The organism is Dellaglioa sp. CoH-56-MRSF-13 (genome assembly GCF_056782095.1).
On the sequence record NZ_JBXAYC010000002.1, the window covers coordinates 217956 to 238184 of the forward strand.

At 34.1% G+C, this 20229-nt stretch carries 20 protein-coding genes; 1 reads left to right on the top strand and 19 read right to left on the bottom strand.

The window, feature by feature from the left end; all coding sequences use genetic code 11:
* Positions 1-7 precede the first annotated feature (7 nt).
* The 8 genes from pknB to gmk all read right to left on the bottom strand — a co-directional run bounded on the left by pknB (position 8) and on the right by gmk (position 9686).
* Positions 8-2020, bottom strand: a complete 2013-nt coding sequence (gene pknB / locus AC1RP1_RS02850; RefSeq protein WP_481761259.1) for a Stk1 family PASTA domain-containing Ser/Thr kinase — start codon at positions 2018-2020, stop codon at positions 8-10.
* Positions 2020-2760: a Stp1/IreP family PP2C-type Ser/Thr phosphatase gene (locus AC1RP1_RS02855; RefSeq protein WP_481761258.1), complete on the bottom strand. Its 741-nt coding sequence runs from the start codon at positions 2758-2760 to the stop codon at positions 2020-2022. The genes pknB and AC1RP1_RS02855 overlap by 1 nt, the downstream gene beginning before the upstream one ends.
* A gap of 15 nt (positions 2761-2775) precedes the next feature.
* Positions 2776-4128: a 16S rRNA (cytosine(967)-C(5))-methyltransferase RsmB gene (gene rsmB, locus AC1RP1_RS02860; protein ID WP_481761257.1), complete on the bottom strand. Its 1353-nt coding sequence runs from the start codon at positions 4126-4128 to the stop codon at positions 2776-2778.
* Positions 4125-5072: a methionyl-tRNA formyltransferase gene (gene fmt / locus AC1RP1_RS02865; RefSeq protein ID WP_481761256.1), complete on the bottom strand. Its 948-nt coding sequence runs from the start codon at positions 5070-5072 to the stop codon at positions 4125-4127. Before fmt ends, rsmB begins: the two co-directional genes overlap by 4 nt.
* Before the next feature lie 14 nt (positions 5073-5086).
* Complete coding sequence (gene priA, locus AC1RP1_RS02870) at positions 5087-7507, bottom strand: primosomal protein N' (protein WP_481761255.1); 2421 nt, start codon at positions 7505-7507, stop codon at positions 5087-5089.
* A gap of 30 nt (positions 7508-7537) precedes the next feature.
* On the bottom strand, positions 7538-8740 hold the full coding sequence (coaBC, locus tag AC1RP1_RS02875; protein ID WP_481761254.1) for a bifunctional phosphopantothenoylcysteine decarboxylase/phosphopantothenate--cysteine ligase CoaBC: 1203 nt from the start codon (positions 8738-8740) through the stop codon (positions 7538-7540).
* A 113-nt stretch (positions 8741-8853) separates the two neighbouring features.
* Complete coding sequence (gene rpoZ / locus AC1RP1_RS02880) at positions 8854-9069, bottom strand: DNA-directed RNA polymerase subunit omega (protein WP_409022617.1); 216 nt, start codon at positions 9067-9069, stop codon at positions 8854-8856.
* The gene (gene gmk / locus AC1RP1_RS02885) at positions 9066-9686 is read right to left on the bottom strand and encodes a guanylate kinase (protein WP_481761253.1); all 621 of its coding nucleotides are present in this window, start codon (positions 9684-9686) and stop codon (positions 9066-9068) included. The genes rpoZ and gmk overlap by 4 nt, the downstream gene beginning before the upstream one ends.
* Before the next feature lie 180 nt (positions 9687-9866).
* Here gmk and AC1RP1_RS02890 point away from each other — a divergent pair, with 180 nt between their 5' ends.
* The gene (locus tag AC1RP1_RS02890) at positions 9867-10199 is read left to right on the top strand and encodes a hypothetical protein (RefSeq protein WP_409022619.1); all 333 of its coding nucleotides are present in this window, start codon (positions 9867-9869) and stop codon (positions 10197-10199) included.
* A 41-nt stretch (positions 10200-10240) separates the two neighbouring features.
* Here the strand turns inward: AC1RP1_RS02890 and AC1RP1_RS02895 are convergent, their stop codons facing one another.
* From AC1RP1_RS02895 to folD, 11 genes are all read right to left on the bottom strand, one after another.
* The gene (locus AC1RP1_RS02895) at positions 10241-10894 is read right to left on the bottom strand and encodes an ABC transporter permease (protein WP_481761252.1); all 654 of its coding nucleotides are present in this window, start codon (positions 10892-10894) and stop codon (positions 10241-10243) included.
* A 1-nt stretch (position 10895) separates the two neighbouring features.
* Positions 10896-11816 (bottom strand): osmoprotectant ABC transporter substrate-binding protein, encoded by a 921-nt coding sequence (locus tag AC1RP1_RS02900; RefSeq protein ID WP_481761403.1) that lies wholly within the window; start codon positions 11814-11816, stop codon positions 10896-10898.
* 24 nt (positions 11817-11840) lie between these two features.
* Positions 11841-12470, bottom strand: a complete 630-nt coding sequence (locus AC1RP1_RS02905; RefSeq protein WP_481761251.1) for an ABC transporter permease — start codon at positions 12468-12470, stop codon at positions 11841-11843.
* A 2-nt stretch (positions 12471-12472) separates the two neighbouring features.
* Positions 12473-13684 (bottom strand): betaine/proline/choline family ABC transporter ATP-binding protein, encoded by a 1212-nt coding sequence (locus tag AC1RP1_RS02910; RefSeq protein WP_481761250.1) that lies wholly within the window; start codon positions 13682-13684, stop codon positions 12473-12475.
* A 62-nt stretch (positions 13685-13746) separates the two neighbouring features.
* Positions 13747-15423, bottom strand: a complete 1677-nt coding sequence (recN, locus tag AC1RP1_RS02915) for a DNA repair protein RecN (RefSeq protein WP_481761249.1) — start codon at positions 15421-15423, stop codon at positions 13747-13749.
* 58 nt (positions 15424-15481) lie between these two features.
* The gene (locus tag AC1RP1_RS02920; RefSeq protein ID WP_481761248.1) at positions 15482-15937 is read right to left on the bottom strand and encodes an arginine repressor; all 456 of its coding nucleotides are present in this window, start codon (positions 15935-15937) and stop codon (positions 15482-15484) included.
* Positions 15938-16026: 89 nt separating this feature from the next.
* A complete protein-coding gene (locus AC1RP1_RS02925) occupies positions 16027-16851 on the bottom strand; it encodes a TlyA family RNA methyltransferase (protein ID WP_481761247.1) in 825 nt (274 codons plus the stop codon).
* Positions 16852-16859: 8 nt separating this feature from the next.
* Entirely contained in the window at positions 16860-17747 is an 888-nt protein-coding gene (locus AC1RP1_RS02930) for a polyprenyl synthetase family protein (RefSeq protein ID WP_481761246.1), read from the bottom strand.
* Positions 17740-17973: an exodeoxyribonuclease VII small subunit gene (locus tag AC1RP1_RS02935; protein WP_409022627.1), complete on the bottom strand. Its 234-nt coding sequence runs from the start codon at positions 17971-17973 to the stop codon at positions 17740-17742. The genes AC1RP1_RS02930 and AC1RP1_RS02935 overlap by 8 nt, the downstream gene beginning before the upstream one ends.
* A gap of 3 nt (positions 17974-17976) precedes the next feature.
* Positions 17977-19317: an exodeoxyribonuclease VII large subunit gene (gene xseA, locus AC1RP1_RS02940; RefSeq protein WP_481761245.1), complete on the bottom strand. Its 1341-nt coding sequence runs from the start codon at positions 19315-19317 to the stop codon at positions 17977-17979.
* Entirely contained in the window at positions 19310-20161 is an 852-nt protein-coding gene (folD, locus tag AC1RP1_RS02945) for a bifunctional methylenetetrahydrofolate dehydrogenase/methenyltetrahydrofolate cyclohydrolase FolD (RefSeq protein WP_481761244.1), read from the bottom strand. Before folD ends, xseA begins: the two co-directional genes overlap by 8 nt.
* Positions 20162-20229 lie beyond the last annotated feature (68 nt).

Consider the following 20229-nt stretch of genomic DNA (forward strand, 5'->3'; position numbering starts at 1 on the left):
CTTTTATTTAATTTTTAGTTACATTATCATTTTCCGCAATTACTTCACCATCACGCAAAATTTTATATTTTCCTGCTTTTCCAGAATCTAAAACAAATGATAATTTAAAATCAGTATCTTTTGTAATTGTTTTCCGTTCATAAATATCATCAATGTTATGTGTTTTGTCTTCAATATAAATTTCAATAGCATTTTCATCTGCTTTTGATTCTGAAGAACTTGAACTAGAGCTGGAACTATCATCTGACGACGAGTCTTTGTCCTCATCCGTATCTTTTTCTTCATCAACTGAACTTGAACTTTCTGACACAATTGATTTGAATGGAACAGATATAGTCCTGGTAAATTCATCAGTTGTGACTTTTTTTCCTTTAGAAATAACAACTGATAATCGATCACCTTTAGAAAAAGAGCTTCCTTCTGCTGGTGATTGTTTAATAACTTGACCTTTGTCAACTGAATCTGAGTAGGCCTCGCTAATTGTCAGATTACCACCTAATTCGCTTGTATAATCCTGAACACTTTTTCTTGTATATCCTGTTAAATCTCTAAGTGTATACACTTTAGGACCTGAACTAACTGTCAATGTAATCACTGTATCACTCGGAACTACCTTATCACCCGCTGTGACATCTTGCGCCATAATTTCATTTTCAGTCACAGATTCTGACTCTTCCGTTTCTTTTTCAACTTTAAAGCCATCATTTTCTAACGTTGTTTTAACATCCTCATAATTACTACCAACGTAATTCTCGATTGTTATCTTAGCTTTTCCCTTTGATACCATTACATCAACCTGATTTTTTTCTCGAATTATTTCATTCTTCTTAGGTGTTGAATTAATGATATTACCACTATCAACGGTTTCACTATTTGTTCGAGTAATTTTACCAAGTTTCAAATTTTTGTCTGCTAAATTTGATTTTGCTTCACTAACTGTCATTCCGCTTAAATCAGGGACCTTAACTTCTTTTGGTGAACTCATTGCAAGAATCGCACCACCCAGAATAAGAGCGACAAAAGCAAAAATGATTGCGCCGATAGTCCATTTTTTACGACGACTCATTTTCTTTTTCGTATCTTTTTTTACATCTGGTTCCTGATTCGGACTAAGTGTTTCTACAGTCTGCTTATCAAATACCGGCAATACTTTAGTTTCACCACTGATAACCTCTTCAGGCTGCCACTTTGCCACATTTTTTTTAGCCAAAGATTCTCGCAAAGCAATTGACATTTCTCCAGCAGATTGGAACCTATCTCGCGGTACTTTACTTGTTGCTTGTAAAACAACATTTTCAAGAGACTGCGGAATATTAGGATCAAATTCCCGAACAGATGGCACATCACTTTGAAAATGTTTTAGGGCAATTGAAACAGCTGTTTCACCTTCAAAAGGAACTCGCCCAGTTAACATTTCATACAAAATAATACCAAGCGAATAGATATCAGATTGTTTTGTTGCCATGCTACCTCTAGCCTGTTCTGGCGAAAGATAATGAACAGAACCCAATAAAGTATTAGTTTGTGTTAACGAATGATCAGCCAATGCCACAGCAATACCAAAATCTGTAATTTTAGCATTACCATCTGCATCTATTAAAATATTTTGTGGTTTTAAATCACGATGAATAATACTGTGATCATGTGCTACTTCTACAGCTGATAAAATTTGAGTCATAATATCAATCACAACTTGATATGGAATTGGGAACCTTTTTGCTATATATGTTTTTAAATCATGTCCCGGCACATATTCCATGACCATAAATTGCAGTCCGTCTACTTCACCGACATCATAAACATTCACAATATTTGGATGAACCAATTCAGTTGTTGCCAATGCCTCACGTTTAAAACGTCTAACAGTATCTTGATCATCCCTTAAATCGACTCGCAATACTTTAACAGCTACTGGTCGATCCAAAATTAAATCAGTCGCAAGATAGACATTTGCCATGCCACCTTCGCCTAATGAATTTATTATTTTATAACGTTCATTAAAAATTGTATCAGGTTTCATTACACTATCCCCCGATCATTGCTAACCAGGAGTGCGGTAATGTTATCTAATCCGCCTGCCTTATTGGCCAATCTAATTAATTCCGAGCCTTTTTCTTCAACAGTTGTAGTATTTTTTAAGACCGTCTTGATTTCATCATCAGAGACCATATTAGTTAAGCCATCTGTGCATAATAATAATAAATCACCCGACTCAGAATCATTAACCGCAATATCAGCATCAGCATCTGACGAGATACCTAAACTTCTTGTAATCATATTCTTTTGCGGATAATTTTTAGCATCTTCTACGGTTAGTTCGCCACGCTTAATTAATTCATTCACTACTGAATGATCTTCAGTTAATTGATAAAGTTCTTTGTCACGTAATAAGTATCCTCGGCTATCACCAATATTGGCAACAATATATTTTTCTTCAAAGAATATGGCACATACCATTGTTGTGCCCATACCTGAAAGATCTTCATATTGATTAGACTTTTCAATAATTTGTTTATTTTCCATCTCTACTTCTTTGGTTATCCATTTAATTGCATCACTGGGCTGGCTAAAATTAGTTCCTTCAAATCGAAATCCCATGTGTGAAACGGCCATTTCTGAAGCAACATCTCCGCCCAAATGACCACCGATACCATCTGCAACCATCACAAAAGAAATACCACTTTTATTGTGAAAGACACCGACGTAATCTTCATTATTTTCTCTGACACTACCTACATCTGTTTGATAGGCAACTTTCATTCTTACACCTCGAGTCTAAAGTTGTTTTTCTAAACATGTAATGAAAAATCCATCTGAATGATAATCATCCGGATAAATAGTTAATTCTTTATCGTCTCTATTTTCTTTTAATGCCAAAGCAGTTGGCGTTTCAATCACTTTAAATTCAGGATGAGTTTCAACAAACTGGTTAACAACATCCTTATTTTCAATATCTAAAATAGTACATGTACTATAAGTTAAGCGACCACCTTTTTTCAAAGTTGGTGCCACTTTGTCTAAAATAGCTAATTGAATTTTTTGTAAATTATTTGAATCAGCTAATGTTTTTTCATATTTAATTTCTGGTTTACGACGTAATAATCCAATTCCAGAACAAGGTGCATCAACAAGAATTGAATCAAAATATTCATTATCAAATTCTTCTGAAATTAAACGTGCATCTAATACCATCTCCTCAACAACACTAGATAAACCTAAACGTTTAGCATTATCACCGATTAATTTAACTTTGTGTGCATGAATATCTAACCCTACAACTTCACCAAATAAAGTTTCATCTAGGAATGATGCAATATGGGTTGTTTTTCCACCTGGTGCGGCACATGCATCTAAAACTTTATCACCTGGTTGAATATTCATTGCGTCAGCAACTAACATTGCACTTTCATCTTGAATCGTAATTAACCCATCGTGATAAACGCCACTATCAGGAGCAAATCCATTAGTCACTAATAACCCAACTGGTGAAACTTGACTACGTTTCACCTCAAAGCCTTCATTTTCCATTTTTTCAATGACTTCTTCGACAGTTGCTTTAGCTGTATTTACTCTAACAGATTGATCAGGTGCTTCATTGATTGAAGCCAACAAATGTGTCGCTTTTTCTAAGCCTACTTGTTTAATTAATTCGTTTACCAACCAAACTGGTGTACTACTTTCAATACTCAAACGTTCAATATCATCTTTAATTTCAGAAACAGGACGGATACCTTCACGCTCAATTGCATGTAAAACACCAGTAACAAATTTACGCGTACCTGCATGGCCTTTTCGTTTTGCAATTTCAATTGATTCATTAAAAATTGCGCGAGTTGGAATTTTATCAAGATAATGCATCTGATAAATGGCACTCAATAGTAATTCTTGAACCCAATTATCCATTTTGCTAGGATTTTTAACAAATGGTGCCAACCAATATTCTAAAGTGAGACGTCTTTGGATAACACCGTAAACTAGTTGTGTTAATAAATGAGCATCCCGAACTTCCATATGATTATTCTTAATCACTTGGTTCAACGCAATATTTGAATACGTCCCTTGTTTAGCAACTCTTGTTAAAAGATCAACTGCTAAGAATCGGGGTGTCGTTTTTAAATCAGTTGTCATACATCAATCACCTGTTGTCCTTCTTTTATTCCTTGCCCACTACCGTTTAGGTAGTCGACAATGGTTTGTTTTGATTTACCATCTGGTTGAAGCGAATTAATAGCTAATACGGTCCCATCACCACAAGCAATTTCAAGTGATTTTTTAGCTACTTCAACTACTTTTCCAGCAGATAAAATAGTTTTTTTATCTAGTACAGTTATATCCCATATTTTAGTTCTCTTACCCTTTAAAATCGTATATGCACCAGGTACCGGTCTTAAGCTACGAATTTTCCAGTCTATTTCATTAGCCGTTTTTGAAAAATCAAGGGCTTCTTCTTCTGGTTTAATGGTAGGTGAAAAGGTTACTTTATCTTCATTTTGTGGTGTTGATTCACTTGTACCATCAATTAGTTTTGGTAATGTTTCAAGTAATAGTTCCTTACCTAATAAACTTAATTTTTCAAACATTGAACCAGTATCATCATTATTTTCAATTTTAATTGCACGACGGCTAATAATATTTCCAGCATCCATTTTTTTAACCATATAAATAATGGTAATACCTGTTTCTTGTTCACCATTCATAATAGCATATTGAATTGGTGCGCCACCACGATATTTAGGTAATAGTGAACCATGGACGTTTATTGCACCAATTTTAGCAGATTCTAATAATTTTGTTGGTAAAAATTGTCCAAATGCTGCAGTTACCAAAAAATCGGGTGCCATTGCAATTACTTTGGCCATTTCATCGCTGCCACTTAATTTTTCTGGTTGTAATACCTCAATACCATGTTTTACTGCAACTTGTTTTACTGGTGATTGCGTTAAAATACGTTTTCGCCCAACCATTCGATCTGGTTGTGTCATAACAGCTTTCACGTCATAGCCGTTTTCAATTAAACTTTCTAAAATTGGAGCTGAAAATTCTGGTGTTCCCATAAATACAATTGACGTCATAATATCTCCTTAATTTAAATAAAGTTTACTGGTTCAGAATCAATCGTTAATTTTAAACCTTTTCGAACTTCGGCTTGAGATTTAGTCATTAACTCTCTTAGTCGTTCTTTTAATTGACCTTCTGATTTATACTTAATAACCACTTGATAATAAAAACGATTATTAACACGCATAATTGATTTTGGTGTTGGTCCAAGAATAATCGCATTCTTTGATAACACTGGTTTTAAAAATTGAACTGCTTCTAACATTTTTTTCGCTGCTCCAGCCTCATCCGTATAACTAGCAGTGAGCTGAATTGTATAATAATATGGTGGATAATTTTCCATATGTCGAACTGACATTTCTTTTTTATAAAATGATTCATAGTCATGATGCTTCGCATATTGAATCGCGTAGTGATCTGGATTAAAAGTTTGGATAATAACATGTCCTTCTTTTTCAGCTCGACCAGCTCGACCGCTCACTTGGGTTAATAATTGGAACGTTCTTTCACTTGATCTAAAATCAGGCAAACTAAGTGCTGTATCTGCATTAAGAACGCCAACTAACGTCACATCAGGAAAGTCTAACCCTTTCGCAATCATTTGTGTACCCAATAAAATATCAGCTTCTTTTGCGCCAAATTTAGCTAGGATTTTTTCGTGTGCGCCTTTTTTACGTGTCGTATCAACGTCCATTCGTAAAATTTTAGCCTCTGGATATAACGTTTTAAGTTCTTCTTCAACTTTTTGCGTACCTGTACCATAATATCTAATTTTTCGACTATGACAGTTAGGACAAGTTTTAGGAATACCTTCTTCATGTCCACAATAATGACATTTCATTGTATGAGTATCCATATGCAATGTTAAAGAAGTATCACAGTTAGGACAAGGTAGCACGAATCCACAATCTCGGCACATTACGAAAGATGAAAACCCACGACGATTTAACATTAAAACAGTCTGTTCATTTTTCTCAAGGCGCTTAGTAATTTCATGTCTAAGTGGCTCAGAAAAATTACTCTCACCAGTCTTTTTCATTTCTTCTCTCATATCAATTAGCGTAACTTCTGGCATGGGATGACCATTTATACGTTGAGGTAATTGTAACCACTCATACACGCCTTTTTGAGCTCTAGCACGAGATTCGAGGGATGGTGTTGCACTACCCAATATGACAGGACACTGATGTCTTTTACTTCTCCAAAGAACAACATCCCTTGCATGATACCTTGGTGTTTCATCTTGTTTATAGCTCGATTCATGCTCTTCATCAACAATAATAACGCCAATATTATCTAATGGTGCAAAAACGGCTGAACGTGCACCGACAACTACTTGCGCTTCTTTACGCTCAATCCGGCGCCATTCATCATAACGCTCACCGTCAGACAAACCGCTATGCAGGACCGCAACTAGATTACCAAATCGTGATTTAACTCGCTTAACCATTTGGGGTGTCAAAGCTATTTCTGGTACAAGCATCAAAGCTGTTTTTCTAAGTTCTAGCGCTTTTGCGATTGTCTGCAAATAAACTTCTGTTTTCCCACTCCCCGTCACACCTTGAAGTAAAAATGTTGTATTAGTTCCACTTTTAATAGCCTCATCGACAGCTAGCACCGCAACCTCTTGATCTGAGGTTAATTCTTGCATATTGGTTGGCTCAATAATTGTGTCTTTATATGGGTCCCGATATACCTCAGTCTCAACTTTTTCAAGCCAACCATTTTTTGCTCCAGCTGTAATTGTTGCAGGTGTCACGCCTATTTCCTCAACAACTTGTTTCTGAGGAATCAAGCTATCTTCAGTGAGTGATTGTAGATAGTCAATCAATAAGTGCTGTTGTTTAGCATTTTTACGTAAACCACTTCGAATATTTTCATATGCTTCGAATCCAAGTTTTGGTTGGATTGATATTTGCATTTTAACTTTAGCTTTATTGCCAACTTCATAAATCATCTCAGCCTTTTCAGCCTTGGTAAGTTGTAATAATTCTTTAATTATTTGAGCATCCATATGTTCTGGATCAAATTCAATAGAATCTTGACCTTGAAATAATTTATCTTGTAAATCTTCATCAATTTCGTCAATTAAACGAACTCGCTTTTTATAGGTTGCACGCATGACACTCGGTAAAACCATTTGTAAGGCAGTTATACGGAAGGAAAAGGTTTCATTAGCTATCCACTCAGATAAGTCTAATAATTCAGTATTCACAACAGGTCTTAAATCAACGACTGATTGAATATCTTTTACATGACCATCGAACTCATTCTTATCAAAAAGATCAATTACAAATCCTTGAACCAATCGTTTACCATTCCCAAATGGTACAATAACCCGCATGCCAATCTCAATCTGATTTGTTAATACTGCTGGGATTGAATACGTATATGGCTGGTCCGTTTGCATCGTAGGAACATCAACGATAATTTTTGCATATTGTGACATACTGAAACCTCCTTTCATTTAATTAACTGCTTATTTTACTACATCGCTTATAATAGTAGCTAATAATTCCTTAGCAATTTGCTTTTTACTTGTTTGCTTTATGAAATCATTTTTTCTGTTTGGTCTAAGCAGTGTTACCTCATTATCATTGCTATTAAATCCAATGGCAGAATTTGAGACATCATTTAAAACCAATAAATCTAAATTTTTCTTTTCTAATTTTTCTTGTGCATTTTCTAGTCCGTTTTGGGTTTCCGCAGCAAATCCGACTAAATACTGATTTTGCTTAATTTGGCCCAAATGTTTTAAAATATCTGGATTTTTTTCTAATATTAACGTTAAAGTAGATTCAGCTTTTTTTATTTTCTGATCTGCAACATTTTGTACACGATAATCTGAAACAGCTGCTGCCATTATCAAAATATTTTGGTCATCAAATCGCTTATTGATAGCTTCAGATAACTCTAACGCAGTTGTAACTCTAATTGTTGTCACGCCAATTGGGTCTGGCAACTGGCTTATTCCGCTAATTAAGGTGACATTAGCACCTAACTTTTGCGCTTCAATCGCAATTGCGAAACCCATTTTACCAGAAGAATCATTAGCGATAAAACGAACTGGATCGATTCGTTCTCGTGTACCACCAGCTGTCACTAAGACATTTTTACCTTCTAATGGTTTGTCACTATCCTCAAAGGAAGTTTGAATAACTGACATTATCACATTTAATTCGGGAAAACGTCCCTTACCTGAATAACCTTCTGCTAAAAAGCCTATTTCTGGTTCAATAATCTGAATGTTATTTCGTCCTAAAAATTTAAGATTACGTTGTGTAGCAGAATTCATTAGCATATGTTCATTCATTGCGGGCACAACAATTTTTTGTGCCTCAGTTGCTAATAAAGTGGTTGAAACAAAATCATCTGCGATACCATTGGCCATTTTTGCGATAATGTTTGCTGTCGCTGGTGCAATAACCATTAATTCTGCCCAGTCTGCAAATTCAATATGTGCAACATGCTCAGACTCTTTTCCTGAAAATAAATCAGTTAACACCCTATTTTTACTCAACGTTTCAAAACTCAAGGGTGTTACAAATTCAGTTGCAGCTTTGGTCATCGCAACTCGAACGCTAGCACCTTGTTTAATTAGTGCTCGGACTAATCCCAAACTTTTATACGCTGCAATACCACCTGTTACAACAAGACCGATTTTTTTATTTTCAAGTGTCATTTCATGTCGCCCCCATACCGAATTTATTCTATTCTCTATTGTATCAATTTTCTAAGAAATAAAATAGGAGTTAGGACAATTAGCTTGTCTTAACTCCTTTTCATTTAATCAGATTAACGAATATCTTCTTTTTCAACTGGATCAATAATTAAATCACCAGTAACAACTTCTTCCAAAGCACGTCCAACATTCTTTTTTGATTTGTAATTAGAAAGCATTGGTAGAGCGCCAGCATCTAATTCATGGGCACGTTTACTTGCTAACATAATTAATGAGTATCTTGAATCTACTTGTTTCAATAAGTCATCTACTGAAGGATATAAAATCATTTAAATACATCTCCTAATTGTTTTCTATAGTCAGGTAAAAATCGTTTTACACGCCAACGTTCAGCTTTAATAATCGTTTGAATTTTTTCAACAGCATCATTTATTTCATCATTAACAACCGCGTAATCGTAATTCTGCATCATATCAATCTCACCAATGGCTTTTGTCATTCGTTTATCAATAGTTGCAGAATCATCCGTTCCACGTCCTGTAATTCTTTGTCTTAATTCCATCAAATCAGGTGGCGTTAAGAAAATAAATAAACCATCAGAAATTTTTTCTCGAACTTGCATAGCACCTTGTACTTCAATTTCAAGAAAGACATCTTGACCAGCGTCAAGCATCTTATTTACATATTTTAACGGTGTTCCATAGTAATTGTCAACATACTTGGCGTATTCTAACATACCGCCCGTTGAAATTTCATTCTCAAATTCTTCTTTTGATACAAAATGATAGTCAACACCATCAACTTCGCCTTCTCGCATTTTACGAGTGGTCATTGAAATTGAATAAAGAAACTTATTGTCAGCTTGGTCAAAAATTGCTTTTCTTACGGTTCCTTTACCGACCCCTGATGGACCAGATAGTACGATCAACATTCCACGATTAGCCATTAAATTTGTAAACTCCTCTAAGATAAGTATTAATAAATAGTATGCACTTTTTACGGCTATTATTCAAGCTTTTTATGCGCTGTTGTCATCTTTTAAATATATTATAAATTAACACTTGCTTTACCGAACGTTTGTTCGTATAATGAAAATACAAACAAACGTTCGGGGAGGAACTTTATTATGCAAAATAAACAACAAACAACAATTCAAACTATTGGCTCAACACTACAATATTCATATCATAAAATTTTTGATTTAGATGACTTTATTTTAAGACCACAAATGCCTCAATTTCAATTAGCACTCTTTACAGAAAAAGTTTTAAAAATGAAAAAAACAATTATTTTACAATTAAATCCAACTGGATTTCAAAAAGAATTCCAAGAACTTCGTGGTACCTTACACCGACGTTCTGGTTCTAATCAATTAATATTTAAAACGCAATATACGAATATCACTTACCTTCTTACTGATAATCAACTCCGTTATATCGCTTTAATCGATTCAATATAAAAATGGTCACTTTCTATAACAACTAGAAAATGACCATTTTTTTATTTACGTTTAATTGTTGTTGGATCAAATTTTCTTTGAATAAGTGCCAAAATTGCATCAGCAATAACGGCCATTAGAGCTGTTGGCAATGCACCAGCTAAAATAATAGCTGCTCCATCAGTTGCATTTGTTCCTCGGATAATAATATCTCCAAGTCCACCTGCACCAATAAATGAACCAATTGCTGTAATACCAATTGCAACAACTAATGCATTTCTAATTCCGGCCATGATAACTGATAATGATAACGGTAACTCAATCATATAAAGGATTTGAAGTCTCGTCATTCCCATCCCTTTACCAGAATCAAGAACGCCAGGATCAACATTAATCATCCCTGAATACGTATTTTTTAAAATAGGTAATAGTGAGTAAAGTGCAACAGTTACAATAACTGTATTAACACCTAAACCTAGTCCCAACATAATAATAGATAACATTGCTAATGATGGTACAGTTTGAATAACATTAGCAGCACCTATTGCTACATCGCTCAATCTATGATGTTTTGAGATAAAAATTCCGATTGGAATCCCAATAATTGCAGCAATTATCACACCATATATTGAAATTAAAAAATGTCTTGTAAATTCTTGTAAAACATATAACCCATTATTACTAAAATAAGACATCAATTGATCAAAAGTATTCATATTAATCACCCGCCTTTTCGAAGTAATGATGTTCTTCTAAGAATTGTTTTGCAACTACTGCTGGTTCGTAAAAATCATTATCAACTTTGTAATTTAATGATTGCATTGTTGATAAATTAATTTTGTTTTTAAGTCGATCAATAAGCGGTGTTAATTCAGGATGTTCCTTCAAGATAGAATCATTTGCAACAAGGCTTGCTGAATATGGTGGGAAGAAGTGACGATCATCCTTCAAAATTTTCAGATCATAACTCTTAATTCGGCCATCAGTTGAATATCCAAGAACAACATCCATTTTACCCTTTGCCAAAGCGCTATAGACTAATCCAATCTGCATAGGATAAATGTTACCAAATTTAATATTATATTCTTTTTGGAAACCATCGTAACCATCACCTACACGGCTAATCCAGTTGGCATCAACACCGACTGTTAATTTAGATTCAATTTTTCTTAAATCAGATACTGTGTTTAAATTGTACTTTTTAGCTGTCTCTTTTGTAACCATAAATGCATAAGTATCAGCAAAACCTAAACTATCAAACCATTTCATTTGGAATCTATTTTCGAATCCATCTTTAACTATTTTATTAGCTTTAACGGTATCTTTTTCTACTGGTTTATTTAATACCGCACTTAAGTCAGTTCCTGTATATCTAGCAGATGATATATCTGCATCACCGTTTTTGAGTGCATTAAAACTTAATGTACCAGAACCTAAATTATTTATCAGTTCTACTTGATTATCTGATTCATGTTCAATCAATTGTTGTAGCATTGATCCAATAATTTGAGATTCCGTCGTTGATTGTGCGACAATTTTAATTGTCGATTCAGAGCCACCTGTTAAACCAGGAAACCCACAACTTGATAGACTCACACCGGCAAACAGAAGGCTTAAGCTAACAAGTATTTTTTTCATCGTAATTTTCATGTTAAAGCCTCCTTAATTTCTTGTTGTTTTTGGTGCTACCTTTTTTTCAACCTGTCCAAGTATAAAATCAACTAGTAAGGCTAATAAGATAACTGGAATTGTACCGCCTAAAATTAATTTTGGTTGATACAAATTTAATCCATTAAAAATCATATCCCCTAAGCCACCAGCACCAATATATGAAGCTAATGTTGCCCAAGCAATTACATAAGTTGCAGCTAAACGAATTCCAGACATAATAACCTGAGATGCCATAACTAATTCAACTTGCAGAATCGACTGCAAATTAGTCATACCCATCCCTTTAGCAGCGTCTTTTAACACTGGATCCACTTCTTTAATACCAATATACGTATTTCTTAATATTGGTAACAACGAATAGATAAATAATGCTACAACAGCTGGTAACTTACCAATCCCAAATAAAGGAATCATCATGGCTAGTAAAGCTAAAGCAGGAATTGTTTGCAACATACTAGCAATTGCAATTACAATATTGGCTGTCTTAGGTAATCTTGTTAGTAAAATTCCTAAAGGAACAGCTATTGCTACTCCAAAAAATAATGCCATTCCTGAAATTTCAATATGTTCCCATAATTTTGAGACAATCATTGCCCCATATTCTTGTAAAAATGAAGTCATTATTAACCCTCCTTCGTTGAACTTGGGCTAGTTTCATCGGTATCTGTACCTGAGTCTGACGTCATTATTTTAGTTACTTCTTCATGAGAAGCACTATTTTCATCACCCCAAAGTGCATCATAAACAATATCAACTAGGGTAGCGCGGGTTACAATTCCGACTAATATACCATCTTTATTAATAACAGGTACATTTTTAAATCCACGTTTTAAAATACGTTCAACAGTATCACGAACTAATGAATCTTCTTTAACATAGAAAATATCTTTGTTCATAATATCGCTGACACTACTTGATGTATTGAAACTATAATCTAAGCTTTCAATATCAATATAACCCTTTAAAATACCAGCATCATCAGTAACTAACAACGTATCAACTCGACGATCATGCATTAAACGAATAGCTGTTACTAATGACTTACCTGGTGTAATTGAAACTGGGTTAGCTAACATAACTTGACCAACAGTTGTAATACTTGGACGAGCTTGGATAAGTCTATCTTGACCAATCAAGTTTTCAACAAATTTATTTGCTGGATTTTTCAAAATATTATCGGGTGTATCTGCTTGAACAATCTTTCCTTCAGACATAACAACAATTCGTGTTGCTAATTTTAAAGCTTCATCCATATCATGAGTAACAAAAACGAATGTCTTACCTAAACGTTCTTGTAAATCTTTAACTAAATCTTGTAAAGCTTCTCTAGTAATAGGATCAAGCGCACCAAAAGGTTCATCCATCAAGATAATATCTTGATCAGCAGCTAAAGCTCTGACAACTCCGATTCTTTGTTGTTGCCCACCAGAAAGTTCAGATGGGTAACGGTCTAAATATGATTCTGGTAGTTCAACTAATTTAATCATTTCTTTAGCGCGTTCATCTCTTTTTTCTTCAGGCCATTTTAATAATTTTGGTACTAATGTAATATTTTCACGAATAGTCATATGTGGCATTAAACCAATATTTTGAATAACATATCCGATTTTACGACGTAATTTAACGGGATCCATTTTGGCTATATCTTTACCATCAATAGTGATTGTACCTTCTGTTTGTGTCAACATACGGTTAATCATTCTCATAGTAGTTGTTTTACCTGAACCAGATGTTCCGATGAAACAAATGAATTCACCATCTTGAACTTCCAAATTAAAATTATCTACAGCTTTATTACCTTTATAAATTTTTGATATTTTATCAAACTTAAGCATATTAGTACTCTCCTTTTTTATAACTAACCAATCATCTATTCATAGTAGTACCTTGGTTTTAATTATTTTTTTTGTGCCGTATTTAGTAATTCTTCAGCATGTTTAACAGTTAAAGGTGTAATCTCAGAACCGGCAAGCATTCGAGCAATTTCTTGAATACGATCTTCCTTAGATAACAATTTAATAGATGTTTCTGTACGTTCACAAATCACTTCTTTAGCTATAAAGTAATGGTGCTCGCTAATTGCAGCAACCTGTGGCAAATGTGTGATACATAGAACTTGTGATTGTTGGGCAATTTGATTAATTTTTTCAGCAATTGCCTGGGCAACACGTCCACTAACTCCTGTATCAACTTCATCAAATATAATACTTGTGACACCTTGCGTCCTAGAAAAAATTGTCTTTAACGCTAACATCATTCGAGAAAGTTCACCACCAGAAGCAATCTTAGCTAATGGCCCCATTGTTTCCCCAACATTTGTTTGAATATAAAATTCAACTTTATCTTGTCCGGTACTATTTAACTGATTGAGTGAATCAAATTTAACTTCAAAAACGGCTTTGTCCATATACAACTCACTTAACTGTTTATGCACTTCTTTTTGTAGAATGATGGCTGCTTTTTTTCGAACATTAGTTAATTTATCAGCCAATTTATGGGCTTCTTTTCTAGCTAAATTAACTTGATTATCTAAATCATCTGCATTACCTTCAGTTGCTTCCATTTCAATTAATTCTTCAGATATAAGACTCAAATAAGCTAATATTTTTTCAACAGAATCACCATATTTGTGTTTTAATTGTACAATTAATTCAAGCCTATTTTCAATCTCATTTAATCGTTGCTCATCCCATTCCAGGGAGTCTAACTGACGCAATAGGTCACTAGATGCATCCTGCAGCATATAATAGGCTGACGACAACCGTTCTGCTAAGTCTTTATATTCACTATCTAAATTATCAATTTTTAGCATGTTAGACATTGCAACACCAACATGGTCAACTGTATTTTCATCATCACCCGATAACGCTTGGTAACTTGCATCCAGTGACTGATTAATAGTTTGAAAATTTTCTAGACGTTCTTTTTCAGCGCTTAATATGTCTTCTTCATTTTCAATTAAATCTGCACTTTCAATTTCATCTTTTTGAAAATGTAACATATCTAATCGTTGTGCCCATTCGTTTTGATTTGTTTGTCTTTTTATTTGTAACTTATTTAGGTTTTGATAGTATTCAAATGCTTCTTGATAACTATGCTTCAGTGTTTGAATATCATTTTTAATATATTCATCTAACATGCCCAAATGCTTATCCTGTTGCATTAATTCTTGATGTTCATTTTGGCCATGAATATCAACTAACGTTTCACCAATTGATTTTAGTGTACTCGTGTTAACCAACATACCGTTTATGCGACAAATATTTTTACCAGATCTATGTATTTCACGTTGTAAAATCACAGAGTTATCATCATGGCCAATACCTAATTGGTCCAACTTCGTTAACGTATTTGAGTTTTCAGTTGGCATAAAGAGTCCTTGTAGCACCATTTTTTTTGCATCTTTTCTAATAAATTCTTGGGACCCTCTACCACCTGATAAGAGGCCCAAAGCATCAATGATAATGGATTTACCCGCACCAGTTTCACCTGTTAAAACTGTCATATTAGCCATGAAATCGATATTCAAAGAATCAATAATGGCAAAATCTTTTATTGTCAATTCTTGTAACATTTTTTTCACCCCTTTAATAGAAAAAATCTGAAACAAATGTCACAGATTTTATTTCTATCTATTCAGTTACAATCTCATTTAAAATTTTACTTAACTTTAACGCATCTTTGTTCGAGTGACAGATAATTAGAGCTGATCCATCTCCGCCTAAAGTACCAAAAACAAATGAATAATTCATTTGTTCAATTAAAGATACGATTGCTGGACCACTTCCTGGCGTCACCTTAACGAGACACATTTCATTTTGAACATCAGTTGATATAAAAGCATCTTTTAACGTTTTAGTTAATTTTTTTTCTGTATTCAATTTTTTTTGAACAGGTAAATTATAACTGTAAGTTCCATCAGCAGATGGCACTTTAATTAATTGCATTTCTTTAATATCTCTAGAAATAGTTGCTTGTGTGACTGTAATCCCTTGTTTTTTAAGCAAACTCACAAAATCTTCCTGCTTATCAATATTATTGTTCTTCAATAATTCACGAACATAACGTTGCCGTTCTTGCTTTTTCATTAAAGTCCCCCTCACCCGATAACCTCTACCACCCATAGAGTTAGTATAACGTAATTTCAATTATTATTAAAGAACTTCACTTTAAATCCTTATTTAACGGCATTCAGGTTATCGTATGCAGCAGTTAATACGCCATCGATACTAACCTTATCCGAAATCTCGCCAATTTCATTTATCGCAGACTTTAAATGAATTAAAAATTCAATATTACCTTCGCCACCCTTAATTGGTGAGTAGCTTAAATCCGCAACATTAAATCCAGTGGAAATAGAAAATTGAACAATGTCTTCGAGCACTTGACGATGAATCTTTTCATCTCGTACAATACCATGTTTTCCAACATTTTCTTTTCCTGCTTCAAATTGGGGTTTTATTAATGCCACAACATCCCCATTTTCAGTAATAATTTTCTTTAATGCAGGTAAAATAAGATGTAATGAAATAAACGATACATCTATTGTTGCAAAATTGGGTTGTCCAAATTCAAAATCTTCTTTTTTACTATATCTGAAGTTAGTATTTTCCATCACAACAACTCTTGGATCTTGTCGTAATTTCCAAACTAATTGATTGGTACCAACATCTAACGCATAACTTAATTTTGCGCCATTTTGTAAAGCAACATCGGTAAAGCCACCGGTTGATGATCCAATGTCTAAGACCGTTTTATCCTGAACGGTTGCATCAAATACTTTAAGGGCTTTTTCTAATTTAAGTCCACCGCGGCTCACATAAGGTAATTTTTTACCTTTAAAATGAAGCACAGTTTCTTCAGAAATTTTAACACCTGGTTTATCCAATCGTTCTTCATTCTCACCCAGAATTTCACCAGCCATAACTGCACGTTTGGCCTGTTCACGAGTTTCAAATAACCCTTGTTTAACTAATAAAACATCAATGCGCTCTTTTTTCATAGTGACTCCTAATTTTTTAATTTAAAGTAATGTAACAATTCTTCCAAATACTCTGTCTCCAACCCTGTTTGCTTAAGCGTTTGAATAGCATCTTTAGCTTGATTGGTTACTTCTTCGAGCATCCTATAAGCTTGATCAATTCCCATTAGTCCAGGATACGTATTTTTATTTTCTTGATTGTCTTTATGAACAGCCTTGCCCATCTCTTCAGATGTCCCAACGACATCCATAATATCATCATAGATTTGAAAAGCTAACCCAAAATGACGTCCATATGCCATAAACGCTACGTGCTGTTGGTCAGTCGCTTTTCCAAGTATGCTACCTGCGTAAACTGAAAATTCAATTAAATCACCCGTTTTACGCTTATGCACCTGTTTCAACTGCGCTAATGATAACTCTTTTTGTTCACCTTCAATATCGGCAACTTGACCGCCAACCATTCCCTCTGGGCCAGCTAACCTAGCTAGTTGACCCATTAGTAATACCTTTTGTGAATCAGGCAACTCTGCGTTACTGATCCATTCAAAGGCTAATGTATTTAGTGCATCACCAGCTAAAATTGCCATGCTTTCACCAAAAATAATATGGTTTGTTGGTTTACCACGTCTTAAATTATCATCATCCATCGCAGGCAAATCATCATGAATTAATGAATAGGTATGAATTAATTCTAATGCACCAGCAATAGAATAAACTGACTTATCAAGTTTACGATTAAGCATTTGACAAATAACAAAAATGATTAGTGGTCTAATACGTTTACCACCCGCTTCAACTGAATAAGTCATCGATTCTTTTAACTTTTTTTCAGTGTCTAAAGCCTGTAATTGATTCAACATAATTTGATTAAATTCTGGTAATACGATATCAGAAAATTTAGTTAAGTTACTCATTTTCTAAGCCTTGTTCGAATGGCACTTCTTCACCAGAATCATTCATGACACTGGTTAATGTTTTTTCAGCATTTTCCAATGTTTTTTGCAATTTTGAGCTCAACTTAACACCGTTTTGAAATTGGGTTAATGCTTTTTCTAAAGGAACATCACCTTGTTCTAGTTCTGTTACAATTTTTTCAAGTTCTACTAAGTTATCTTCAAATGTCGCTTTTTTTTCAGCCATTTTTTATTCTCCTTTTTCAACTTTTTCAATTTTTGCATATGCTTTACCATCTGTAAGGTGTAACACGACGTTATCATCTATATTCACTGAATTAATACTTTTAATAATTTTATCTTCCATAGATACGTAACTGTATCCTCGTCCCATAATCTTCAATGGACTTAATAAATCAAGCGCATTTATTTTTTCGCCAACCTGTTGTTTCTTTGTTTCAAGTAAGTAGGTCATTAATTGATGTAACTGTTTGTTTTGTTGTTTTACTTGATCTTGCAGTTGACTAACCAATTGTTGCGGATTTTGATAGCGCAACTGACCATTAGCTTGTTCAAATTGTTGTTTCTTAATTGTGATAATTTGTTTTGTTACTTGCATTAAGCGTTGTGCTAAATTGTCTAAGTTTTGAAGGTAACCCTCATATAACCGATTAGGTTGTTGAAAAACATATGATTGTTGAATCTTATCTAATTGTTGTCTTCTTAAACTTAAAATATTTTGTGTTACTTGTAATAGTCTCAATTTTAATTGATTAATCTTAATTAATTCATCGGCGTAAACAGGGACAGCTAATTCTGCTGCTGCTGTTGGCGTTGCTGCCCGAACATCGGCCACTAAATCAGCAATGGTTGTGTCTGTCTCATGTCCAACTGAAGAAATAATTGGAATCTGGCTAGCAAATATTTCCCTTGCAACAGATTCTTCATTAAATGGCCATAAATCTTCAATTGAGCCACCGCCTCGACCAATAATAATCGTGTCAAAATGGCCTAATTCGTTAATTTGTTTTAACCGCTTAACTAAATCATTAGCTGCTTTGTCACCTTGTACAATCGCAGGAAATAAAACTAATTGAGCAATCGGGTAACGTCTTTTAACGGTTGTCATAATATCTTTAATGACAGCCCCTGAAGGACTTGTAATCACAGCAATTCGTTTAGGATATTTAACCAATGCCTGTTTTGGTGCTGAAAATAATCCTTCAGCTTGTAGCTTATTTTTTAACTGCTCATAGGCTTGATATAACGCACCAACACCATCAGGTTCCATTCGCTCAATATATATTTGATAGTTACCTGTCGCTTCATATAAAGATATACGGCCCATAACTAAAACTTTCATGCCATCTTCTGGTTTAAATTTTATTTTATCAAAAGCTGAACGGAACATAATTGCGCTAATTTTAGCATGATCATCTTTTAAACTAAAATATTGATGCGCATTAGGTCGAGGTCTTAAATTTGAAATTTCGCCAGTTAAATAAACGGTCCCAAGATAAGGATCAGCATCAAATTTTTTCTTCAAATATGTTGTTAATGATGTAACTGATAAATAATTATCTTTATTCAATGCCAACACTCCGTTTTGTTAATTCAATTGTTTGTTCCATCAACATTGCAATCGTCATAGGTCCAACCCCTTTTGGTACTGGTGTCAGATATCCTGCAACCTCTGCAACTTCCTTATCGACATCTCCCGCTAACTTACCACTATCTAAGCGGTTCATCCCGACATCGATGACTACAGCACCTTGTTTCACATCGGTTTTTTTAATAAAGTTTGCTTGACCAATTGCAACGACTAAAATATCAGCCTGTTTAGTTATCTCTGATAAATTTTCCGTATGACTATGCGTTATCGTTACTGTTGCATTAGCGTTTAAAAGTAACGCCGCCATTGGTTTACCCACAATATTACTGCGGCCAACAACAACTGCATTTTTACCGTCTAAATCAATATTGTATGCGTTAAACATTCTCATAATTCCCAGTGGTGTACATGGAATTGCTAGTGGATCATTCATGGCTAATCGTCCAATATTTATCGGATGAAATCCATCAACATCTTTTTCTGGTTTAATAGCTTCGGTTATCTTTTTTTCATCAATTTGGTTCGGTAAAGGTAACTGTACTAATATGCCATTAATATCTGAATTATCATTATAGTCATTAATGAGATTTAGCAACTCTTTTTCTGATATCGTATCAGGTAATCTTTTAACAATCGATTTTATCCCAATAGATTCAGCAATTCGATGCTTATTCTTAACATATATTTTACTTGCTGGATTTTCTCCAACTACAATAACAGCTAATGTAGGAAAGACATTCTTTTTCTTTAAAGCTTCTATCTCAGATTTTAAATTATCCGTCGTTATTTGTGCCAATTTTTTACCATCAATTAATTTAGCCATAATTTAGCACCTCTATTCCATTTTTACTTCTTACATTTTATCATATTTAAGGTATTCATTTCTAAAAA